Here is a 6,336-nt window from a genome sequence, read left to right as displayed (position 1 = left end):
AACTACGTGTAGCGGATATTTTCTCTTTTTCACCCCCAACCCTACTTCCGGCGAAACCACGCTCTACATCGAAACCAATTCTTCTGAAAAAACTTTCGATGAAACCGCCCAATGGGACCTGGAAGTGTATTCGGAAACCCAACTGTTGAAAACCAAACAAACCGGCCTGCGCGGGCAAAGCGCCAAAATACAAACCGCCGGCTGGAAAGAGGGCGTTTACCTGGTGCGTGTAAAATATAACGATGAAATATTAACTGGTAAACTGGTGGTGAAAAGATAGCTGTTTATGTTTGGCTAAACCTTCAAGGTTTTTAAAAACCTTGAAGGTTTGATATTAAAAAAAAACAAAAACAGGATGAACCCAAAACCAATAAAAATTCCCACGCAACCTTTTGTTAACAAAAAACATCTACCAAACAAAACCATTTTAAAAACCAATAAAAATGAAACATGGACCGTAAACAAACCCAAAGAATGCCCCGGCAGCAACCACTTTGTTTCGCCCGGCACCTCAAACACAACCCGCTCTTAATTGCTCTTTTGCCTGGTAACTCCGGTTACCTTGAATACCAAAAAGTACTTTGTACTATTTACTCACTACTAAATATTTTTGAAAATGAAATTAAAAAAAATAAAATTACTTGCCAGATTCCTGCTTTTATTGCCGCTTTGCGCGGCTTTGCTGGGGGCTGGTTGTGAAAAAGATAAAATGTCTAAATCTATTTTAAATGGTAAATGGATACTTTTAGGTTTCGGAAATGATTCCACAGGTGAGTTCACATCCGAACCTGACTCCGAGCCAAAATCTTCTTATGTTGTATTTGATAATGGAGAATTGGTTGCTCATTCTGTTTCAAACAGGACCTTTGATATGGAATACGTGCTTAAAGAGGGGAATAAGATAATAATTACCAATCAAGGAATAGTAACTCTTGTTGGAAGTGACACAGAATGGGGACAGCATTTTTTATACGTAATAGGAAACATATTTGAATTTGAACTAAGTGAAAGTATGTTAAAATTATATTACCAAGATCAAAAATTTATGAAATTGAAAAAAGAAACTAAATGAAAAAGACAATCATCTTCTTATCCGCAATATTAATATCATTCAATGTAGTTTCACAAATAAGTACGAATGAAACTCCCACTTCCTTTAAAGAAAACTTCAAAAAGAAGAATATTCCTGTTATTATTATGCCCACCCTTAACTATGAAATTATCGATAAAGAAGACTTTATTGACAGCTTGAACGGTTTACCGCCCAGGTTTGGATATGACTTTGATGTTGATATAAATATGAAAAACTCAGGCGTATGGACAGAGCTGCCAAATAAAAAAGGGAGATTATGGCAATTACGGATTTATTCTCCCGGAGCTTTGTCAATTAATTTGTTGTATGATAAATTTTACATACCAGAAGGAGGGAAATTCTTCATATATAGTCCAGACGAAAAGAAGAAGTTAGGAGCTTTCACCCATAGAAACAATAAAGGGGATAAAGAGGAGCCTGGAGCCTTTGCAACGAGTTTAATACTGAATGAGAAAATTATTCTTGAATACTATGAACCCAATAACACAAATGAGGTTCCGGTAATTTCTATTACAAAAGTTGTTCATGGTTACAGGAATATCACTCCTTTTGATTTTGGAGATTCAGATGATGACTGCGAAATAAATATTAATTGTGATGAAGGTGCTGACTGGCAAGATGAAAAAACGAGTGTTGCTTTAATTGTGGTAGGAGGAACACGGTGGTGTACCGGTTCCTTGATTAATAACACACAGGGAGATGGTGCGCCATATTTGCTTACGGCAGATCACTGCTTAGACGTTAGCGGATTGGATGCTATTTCAAACCCAGCCGCATCAACATGGACATTTTTATGGAACTATGAAAGCCCGACCTGTGATAATGGGGCAGATTTCATACCGCCCTCTACAGTGGGAGCAACCGTAGTTGCCAATAATTCCTCATCTGACTTTGCTCTGTTAGAATTAGACGAAACCCCTTTTGATTTATCCCCCTCTTTGTGCATCTATTACAACGGATGGGACAAATCCGGTTCAACGCCGTCTAATGCTACATGTATCCATCATCCGGCAGGTGATATTAAAAAAATTTCTGTAAGCAATTCTTCTCCTTCCTCGGATGGAAACTTTTGGAATGTAACATTTAATCAAGGTATTGTCGAAGGTGGTTCATCAGGCTCTCCACTGTTTAATCAAAATAGCAGGATTATTGGACAGTTATTTGGCACCCCTACGGCAGATCCGATTTCCTGTCATAACCAAGATGGACTTGCAGTTTATGGCAAACTCTCTGTTTCCTGGAATAATTCATCAGATTCACGAAGGAGGTTAAAAGATTGGTTAGATCCATTAGGTACAAATCCCAATAATTTGAATGGCGCATATTTATTTCCAACGAATAATACAACAATCTCCGGCCCCTCCGCCGTCTGCTCTTCCGGCGTCACCTTTACCATCAACAACCTACCTGATGTTGATTCCATCATTTGGGAACCCGGACCTTTTCTTACAGTTTATTCAGGACAAAATACAGATTCGCCGGTAATAAAAGCCACCGGCAATGAAAGCAGTTGGATAAAGGCAAGGTTGGTTACCGCTTGCGGCAGCATTACCCTACCCGGAAAATCGGTATGGGCAGGTAGTCCATGGCCAACAATCCTTTTGTGTACGGTGGACAACACCTATCCCGGAAGTGTGGGACCATCTGTAGGTGTTGGTTGTACCAGCCAGGATTATTGGCTGTATGCTCACGGCTCAAACCTTTCGGACAATGATGCAGATTACCGTTGGAAATTTTATTCTTCCAATCCTTTTGAATTACCGGTGCAGGATATTGGGCGTCAGGTTGAGTTTTCAAGAAGTTTACCCGGAACATATAGTGTTTCACTATAATATAACGGAGTTTGCGGCTGGAGTAACGAAATTTTCAAAAATATCGCAATAGAATCCTGCCGGGTAGCGGAAAATTACTTGAATTTCACCCCAAACCCCACCACCGGCGAAACTACGCTCACCATCGAAACCAATTCTTCAGAAAAAACTTTCGACGAAAACGCCCCATGGGATTTGGAGGTGTATTCGGAAATGCAACAGTTAAAAACCAAACTAACCAACCTGCGCGGGCAAAGCGCTAAAATACAAACCGCCGGCTGGAAAGAAGGCGTTTACCTGGTGCGTGTAAACTGTAACGGCGAAGTTTTAACCGGGAAGCTGGTGGTGAAAAGATAGCTTTTTATGAGCAAACCTTCAAGGTTTTGAATACCTTGAGGTTTGATTTAAAAAAACCAAGACAAAATGAACCCAAAACCAATAAAAATTCCCACGCAACCTTTTGTTAACAAAAAACATCTACCCTGCAAAACCATTTTAAAAACCATTAAAAATGAAACATGGACCGTAAACAAACCCAAAGAATGCCCCGGCAGCAACCAGGTTGCAATGCCGGGCACCTCAAACAGAACTCGTACTATATGCTCTTTTGCCTGGTAACTTCCGGTTGCAGGGAATTCAAAAAAATAATTTTAAAGCCGCACGTTCGAAGCCCGAGGCTAAAATTTAAAAATGAAAACAACAAATTTAAAATTGTGCTTAATCATTCTGTCCTTTTCATTATTGGGGATGGGGTGCGAAAAAGACGAAGACTTCCTCGAACTTCAAATTGGGGATGAAAAAGCTGTGATCATTAAAGAAGTAGACGGAATTAAATTCAAATTCTGCCTGCTGAATGAGCAAGGCGAACCTGCCACAGTTTTTAACGAAGGTGAAAATTTCATCTTTTTATTCTCCGCACGAAACACAAGAAAAGATACATTATATTTTGATAGAGGTATCATTGGTTTACCGGACTTCTGTGAAGTAAGAAATCACAGCGCGGAAGAAATAGGTAGTCCATTTAAAAAACCTGTACTTCAAGAATTAATTGGGAAGGGAGCCTATCCTTTTCAACCACAACGTGAATATGTTTTTGAAGTGCCATGGAGAGACAGTCGTCAAGAATGGAATAAATGGCATGGGACATTTAATGGTACAAATCAAACTGCTTTGCCAAAAGGTAAGTATTACACAAAATTTGCTTATCGATTTAATTTCGGACGTTTAAAAACCGATCTATTATCCTTTAAAATCAATTTTGAAATAAAATAACCAAATCATGAAAAAAACAATTCTAAAAATCAGTTTCATTTTCCTGCTCCTAAGTTTAATGGGAGCAGGTTGTGAAAAAGATAACCCTGATTACAATCCTAATAGTATCATCGGCAAATGGGAATGGCTATACACATCAGGCGGGTTTGCCGGTACAGTTTATCCCAAAGAAGATGAAAAAGTAACATGGGAATTTACCGAAGATAGTCTTTTTATCAGAAGGGTCAATAATAATATCTCCTTTCAAATAAATTTTTATTCATCTAACGATACTTTATTTTGGAGAAATGATCCAACTGACATGATATATCGATTCTTAATAAAAAGTGATACTCTGGAACTATGGGATTTATCTGCTATTCCACCCACCTTTTCACATACTTTTAAACGTATAAATTAAGCATCATGAAAAAACTAATCAGCATTTTAATCGCAATATTTTTGCTTTATAACTGGGGGTACGCCCAGCAACCCGACGTTCAATTAACTCCAAAACTAAAATTTGACAAATCAGGCCATGTAAAATACATCAAATTCGTCTGTGAAAACAAAACCGGAAAATGGGACAGGCCAACTTCAGCGATCAGCTTTTTCAAAGAAGTGCTAAATGCCGGAGAACAAGACCAGTTCGTATTAAAGAATAAAAGAGACCAGAAGATTGGATTATATACCGAGCACTACAAACAGTTTTACCAGGGGATTGAAGTAGATGGCGGTATTTTTATTTTGCAGTTTAAAAATGGAAAACTCAAAAAAGCCAACGGGCATTACATCGATACAGAAGGCATTGATCCTTTTCCAAAACTGACACCCGATGATGCTGCTAAATCGTATGCTTCCTATTTACAAATTCCGGATGTATCTGCCCTAAAATTTCTTCACGATTTGGTAATTGTAGAAATAGAAACAATTTCGGGAACTGACACTGCATACAATGCGAACCTTTGCTATAAGATTGATTTATTAAACAGTCCTTCAAGTATGGGGGAAACCGGTTATGTTGATGCCCAATCCGGGAAAATTTTAAAGATACAAAAGAACTGGTTTAACTCTTCGGCAACAGGTACCTTTGCTACCCTGTAAAGTGGTGCCAAAAACGCGGGGACTCAATACTACGGTGGCGTTTATAATTTGATTGATTCGAGCAGGAACGTAATAATTAATACATGGGATCTCAATAATGCATATTCTACATCCTACTCAGATACTAGTATCGTGGATGAATTTACCGACAATGATAATAACTGGACACAGCAGGAACACTCGCCAACTAACGATCAAATGGCGTTAGACATACATTGGGCCTTACAGGAAATCTATGACTATTTTAATGTAGAACATAGTCTTCAAAGCTTCAATGACAGTAATCACATGATTGATGCTTTTGTCCATTGTTATTTACCAGATGGTGTAAGTTGGACTAAAGACAATGCTGCGTTTGTTCCATTCGTTAATGGCGATCAAGTCTTTTTCTTTGGCGATGGCCAGACGATTTTTAAGCCTATAGGGGCTCTGGATGCCGTTACCCATGAATTTTCTCATGCAATAACCCATAATCACACGGGATGGGCTAACTTAACAACGGTTCGGCGTGCATTACACGAAGGCTTTAGCGATATATGGGGCGCGGTAGTCGAAAATGAAGTAGCCCCTGAAAAAGATCACTGGAAAATAGGAGAAGAAGTGATTGATGTAACTGGTGATGATTGTTTAAGAAATATCAGAGATCCGGGATCATCTACTTCCTATACTCAAATAGCCGATTGTTTTGGTGATACAAGGTACAATGATGGGGGAAATGATGAAGCTTATGAGAAGAGTGGAGTGTTGTCGCACTGGTTTTATCTATTATCAGAAGGCGATTCAGGAATAAATGACAATAATGATGAATACACAGTATATGGGCTTGGAATAGATGTTGCTGCCGAGATTGTTTTTGATGGTCAAACATCCGAATTTGCCTCTGTGTCAAGTTATGCAGATGCAAGGGATGCCATGATTGATGCCGCTGATGATATCTTTGGAGCTAATTCATTTCAATCGTTACAGGTAGCCAATGCCTGGTATGCTGTCGGTGTTGGCACTAACCCCACCCAGCCAACCATTTCAGGCCCAAGCGCGGTTTGTTATTCCGGTTCAACGTTTACCGCAAACAATCCT

10 protein-coding genes and 1 pseudogene are annotated in these 6,336 nt (G+C 39.0%); all 11 read left to right on the top strand.

Annotated elements, in window-relative coordinates; translation table 11 throughout:
- A partial coding sequence (locus ACESMA_RS21095) for a T9SS type A sorting domain-containing protein (protein WP_372950859.1) occupies positions 1–280 on the top strand: 280 nt, incomplete at its 5' end.
- Between the two features lie 75 nt (positions 281–355).
- Positions 356–532: a hypothetical protein gene (locus tag ACESMA_RS21090; RefSeq protein WP_372950857.1), complete on the top strand. Its 177-nt coding sequence runs from the start codon at positions 356–358 to the stop codon at positions 530–532.
- A gap of 84 nt (positions 533–616) precedes the next feature.
- Positions 617–1,072, top strand: coding sequence for a hypothetical protein (locus ACESMA_RS21085; RefSeq protein WP_372950856.1), 456 nt, complete (start codon positions 617–619; stop codon positions 1,070–1,072).
- The gene (locus ACESMA_RS21080; RefSeq protein ID WP_372950855.1) at positions 1,069–2,925 is read left to right on the top strand and encodes a trypsin-like peptidase domain-containing protein; all 1,857 of its coding nucleotides are present in this window, start codon (positions 1,069–1,071) and stop codon (positions 2,923–2,925) included. Before ACESMA_RS21085 ends, ACESMA_RS21080 begins: the two co-directional genes overlap by 4 nt.
- A 78-nt stretch (positions 2,926–3,003) precedes the next feature.
- Positions 3,004–3,261, top strand: coding sequence for a T9SS type A sorting domain-containing protein (locus tag ACESMA_RS21075; RefSeq protein ID WP_372950854.1), 258 nt, complete (start codon positions 3,004–3,006; stop codon positions 3,259–3,261).
- Between the two features lie 66 nt (positions 3,262–3,327).
- Positions 3,328–3,522, top strand: coding sequence for a hypothetical protein (locus tag ACESMA_RS21070; protein WP_372950853.1), 195 nt, complete (start codon positions 3,328–3,330; stop codon positions 3,520–3,522).
- 72 nt (positions 3,523–3,594) lie between these two features.
- Complete coding sequence (locus ACESMA_RS21065) at positions 3,595–4,176, top strand: hypothetical protein (protein WP_372950852.1); 582 nt, start codon at positions 3,595–3,597, stop codon at positions 4,174–4,176.
- 7 nt (positions 4,177–4,183) lie between these two features.
- The gene (locus tag ACESMA_RS21060; RefSeq protein ID WP_372950851.1) at positions 4,184–4,576 is read left to right on the top strand and encodes a hypothetical protein; all 393 of its coding nucleotides are present in this window, start codon (positions 4,184–4,186) and stop codon (positions 4,574–4,576) included.
- 5 nt (positions 4,577–4,581) lie between these two features.
- Positions 4,582–5,259, top strand: coding sequence for a hypothetical protein (locus tag ACESMA_RS21055; RefSeq protein ID WP_372950850.1), 678 nt, complete (start codon positions 4,582–4,584; stop codon positions 5,257–5,259).
- A 24-nt stretch (positions 5,260–5,283) separates the two neighbouring features.
- A pseudogene (locus ACESMA_RS21050) lies at positions 5,284–5,715 on the top strand (hypothetical protein); the annotation flags it as partial.
- Positions 5,689–6,336, top strand: a 648-nt coding sequence (locus ACESMA_RS21045; RefSeq protein ID WP_372950860.1) for a M4 family metallopeptidase, incomplete at its 3' end; no start/stop codon positions are given. The pseudogene ACESMA_RS21050 and the gene ACESMA_RS21045, both read left to right, overlap by 27 nt.

Source organism: Mariniphaga sp., assembly GCF_041687215.1.
Classification (GTDB): domain Bacteria; phylum Bacteroidota; class Bacteroidia; order Bacteroidales; family Prolixibacteraceae; genus Mariniphaga.
Note: the sequence above shows the minus strand (reverse complement) of the source record. Positions and strands in the feature narration are given on the sequence as shown.

What these genes read in the sequence shown, in the direction of transcription:
- ACESMA_RS21070 (WP_372950853.1), top strand. Translation starts at nt 3,328, where the DNA reads ATGAACCCAAAACCAATAAAAATTCCCACGCAACCTTTTGTTAACAAA.
- ACESMA_RS21085 (WP_372950856.1), top strand. Translation starts at nt 617, where the DNA reads ATGAAATTAAAAAAAATAAAATTACTTGCCAGATTCCTGCTTTTATTG.
- ACESMA_RS21065 (WP_372950852.1), top strand. Translation starts at nt 3,595, where the DNA reads ATGAAAACAACAAATTTAAAATTGTGCTTAATCATTCTGTCCTTTTCA.
- ACESMA_RS21055 (WP_372950850.1), top strand. Translation starts at nt 4,582, where the DNA reads ATGAAAAAACTAATCAGCATTTTAATCGCAATATTTTTGCTTTATAAC.
- ACESMA_RS21060 (WP_372950851.1), top strand. Translation starts at nt 4,184, where the DNA reads ATGAAAAAAACAATTCTAAAAATCAGTTTCATTTTCCTGCTCCTAAGT.
- ACESMA_RS21090 (WP_372950857.1), top strand. Translation starts at nt 356, where the DNA reads ATGAACCCAAAACCAATAAAAATTCCCACGCAACCTTTTGTTAACAAA.
- ACESMA_RS21080 (WP_372950855.1), top strand. Translation starts at nt 1,069, where the DNA reads ATGAAAAAGACAATCATCTTCTTATCCGCAATATTAATATCATTCAAT.